This window comes from Pseudomonas baetica, from assembly GCF_051216495.1.
GTDB lineage: Bacteria > Pseudomonadota > Gammaproteobacteria > Pseudomonadales > Pseudomonadaceae > Aquipseudomonas > Aquipseudomonas baetica_B.
In genome coordinates this window covers 1-2526 of the sequence record NZ_JBPKAM010000226.1, presented here as the reverse complement: position 1 = coordinate 2526, position 2526 = coordinate 1, and the positions used below count along the sequence as shown (strand labels likewise).

The 2526-nt window shown below is 57.2% G+C and carries 3 protein-coding genes; 2 read left to right on the top strand and 1 reads right to left on the bottom strand.

The window, feature by feature from the left end; all coding sequences use genetic code 11:
* Window positions 1-50: 50 nt before the first annotated feature.
* Complete coding sequence (gene ttcA / locus ACSFE6_RS31370) at window positions 51-875, bottom strand: tRNA 2-thiocytidine(32) synthetase TtcA (RefSeq protein WP_435431243.1); 825 nt, start codon at window positions 873-875, stop codon at window positions 51-53.
* Between the two features lie 307 nt (window positions 876-1182).
* On the opposite strand from ttcA, the gene ACSFE6_RS31365 reads away from it, so the two are divergent.
* Both ACSFE6_RS31365 and ACSFE6_RS31360 read left to right on the top strand, forming a co-directional pair.
* Window positions 1183-1785: a Yip1 family protein gene (locus ACSFE6_RS31365; protein ID WP_435431242.1), complete on the top strand. Its 603-nt coding sequence runs from the start codon at window positions 1183-1185 to the stop codon at window positions 1783-1785.
* Window positions 1786-1943: 158 nt separating this feature from the next.
* Window positions 1944-2438: a SprT family zinc-dependent metalloprotease gene (locus tag ACSFE6_RS31360; RefSeq protein ID WP_435431241.1), complete on the top strand. Its 495-nt coding sequence runs from the start codon at window positions 1944-1946 to the stop codon at window positions 2436-2438.
* Window positions 2439-2526 lie beyond the last annotated feature (88 nt).

Genomic DNA, 2526 nt, shown 5'->3' with positions numbered 1-2526 from the left:
GAATGACACACTGCATTCGCGAGCAGGCTCGCTCCCACATTCAATCTTGCTTAAAGGTTGACCACGTTGACGAAGCGCGAAGCCGCCGTCTCGTCGATCTTCAGGCTGGTGAAGTCAAACAGGTTGCGGTCCGCCAGTTGCGACGGGATCACATTCTGCAGGCTGCGGAAGATGCTCTCGGTACGACCAGGGGTCTTGCGCTCCCAGTCCTGCAGCATTTCCTTGACCACCTGACGCTGCAGGTTTTCCTGGGAACCGCAGAGGTTGCACGGAATGATCGGGAATTGCTTGAAGTCCGAGTACGCCTGGATGTCTTTTTCGTTGCAGTAGGCCAGCGGGCGGATCACCACATTGCGACCATCGTCGGCGCGCAATTTTGGCGGCATGGCCTTGAGCGAGCCGTTGAAGAACATGTTCAGGAAGAACGTTTCGACGATGTCGTCACGATGATGACCCAGGGCCATTTTGGTCGCTCCGATTTCGTCGGCAAAGGTGTACAGCGTACCGCGACGCAGGCGCGAGCACAGCGAACAGGTGGTTTTGCCTTCCGGAACCAGCTCCTTGACCACCGAGTAAGTGTCTTTTTCGACGATGTGGTATTCGATGCCCAGCTCTTTCAGGTAGGCAGGCAGCACGTGTTCGGGGAACCCCGGCTGCTTCTGGTCCATGTTCACGGCCACGATCTCGAACTTGATCGGAGCGACCTTCTGCAAGTGCATCAGCACATCAAGCATGGTGTAGCTGTCCTTGCCGCCGGACAGACAGACCATGACCTTGTCGCCGTCTTCAATCATGTTGAAATCGGCGACAGCCTCACCGGCCTGGCGGCGCAGGCGCTTTTGCAGTTTGTTCTGGTTGACCGTAAGAGTGCCCATGACGCGAAATCCGTGAGGTGTGACGAAAGGCGGGCATTTTACGCAAAAACACCGCCAGGGCGAATAGCACACTATCGACCTGTGGGAGCCAGCTTACTCCCACAAAGATCCTCTGACAGTCCCAGCAGCGATTAACAGAAACGTTTACAGCGCAATTTGCTCTAAGCCCCCTCACCTTGTACGGGTAAGTCCTTCCTATACTGCCTCATAAGGTCGCATACACATCCAGACCTATTACTTACTTGGCCGCATTGGCCCGTAGGCGCTCCACTGGGGGGCGACGGTAAAAACAAGAGGAGTGACTGGCATGATCCATCACGTAGTGGGGCTCTTCACCCACCCTGACCAAGAATGGAAAGAAATCCGTGGCGACCAGGAGGAAAGCATCAGCCACATGTACCTGACCCACACGCTGATTCTGGCGGCAATCCCCGCCGTGTCCGCGTTCATCGGTACCACGCAGGTCGGTTGGGTTATTGGCAACCGGGCGCCGGTGATGTTGACGATGGAAAGCGCACTATGGATGTCGATCATGTCGTACCTGGCGATGCTGGGCGGCGTTGCGGTGATGGGCGCGTTCATCCATTGGATGGCTCGCACCTATGACGCTAACCCGAGCCTGGCCCGCTGCATTGCGTTTGCAACCTATACCGCGACACCGCTGTTCATTGGCGGTCTGGCGGCACTGTACCCACACCTGTGGCTGGGGATGATCGTTGGCACCGCCGCGATCTGCTACACCGTTTACTTGCTGTATGTCGGGTTACCGACGTTCATGAACATTCCAACAGACGAGGGCTTTCTTTTTTCCAGTTCGGTGCTCGCCGTAGGCCTGGTGGTGCTGGTGGCCATCATGGCGTTTACTGTCATTGTCTGGGGACTCGGCGTGGGGCCGGTTTACACCAATTAGCAACTCACCACCCAAAAACTAGATCTGCCAACACAGGCCGCCGCAAGGCGGCCTTTTAATGCTTGAACAACAGAAGCGGCAACGACCATTCGGCGCTTGGGCGGTACGCAAGGCCCGGGGGTTGCGGCATACTCGACGTCTCTGGAGATCCATCAAGCATGCCCGAGCAACTCAATTCCCGCGTCGAAGACTGTTTCCTGCAAGCCGAATCCTTTTTTAAACGACCTTTCAAACGCCCGGTGGTGAGCCTCAAGCTGCGCGGGCAAAAAGCCGGCGTCGCGCACTTGCACGAGAATCTTCTGCGTTTCAACCCGCAGTTGTACCGGGAAAACACCGAAGACTTTCTCAAGCAGACCGTGGCCCACGAAGTGGCGCACCTGATCGCCCATCAACTGTTCGGCGACCGCATACAGCCACATGGCGAAGAGTGGCAATTGATCATGCGCGGGGTGTACGAACTGCCGCCCAATCGTTGCCACACCTACGACGTCAAACGCCGCAGCGTGACCCGCTACATCTACAGATGCCCCTGCCCGGACAGCGATTTCCCGTTTTCGGCACAGCGTCATGGCCTGGTGCGGCAGGGACGACGGTATTTGTGTCGGCGGTGCCGCAGTACGTTGGTGTTCAGTGGGGAGATGCGGGTCGAATAATTTGTGGTGTTGAGGTTGCCCCTTTCGCGAGCAGGCTCGCTCCCACAGGGGATTTGTGAACAACGCAGATCCAATGTGGGAGCGAGCC

Coding starts and splice junctions, on each gene's coding strand:
- ttcA (WP_435431243.1), bottom strand. CDS start 875: ATGGGCACTCTTACGGTCAACCAGAACAAACTGCAAAAGCGCCTGCGC.
- ACSFE6_RS31365 (WP_435431242.1), top strand. CDS start 1,183: ATGATCCATCACGTAGTGGGGCTCTTCACCCACCCTGACCAAGAATGG.
- ACSFE6_RS31360 (WP_435431241.1), top strand. CDS start 1,944: ATGCCCGAGCAACTCAATTCCCGCGTCGAAGACTGTTTCCTGCAAGCC.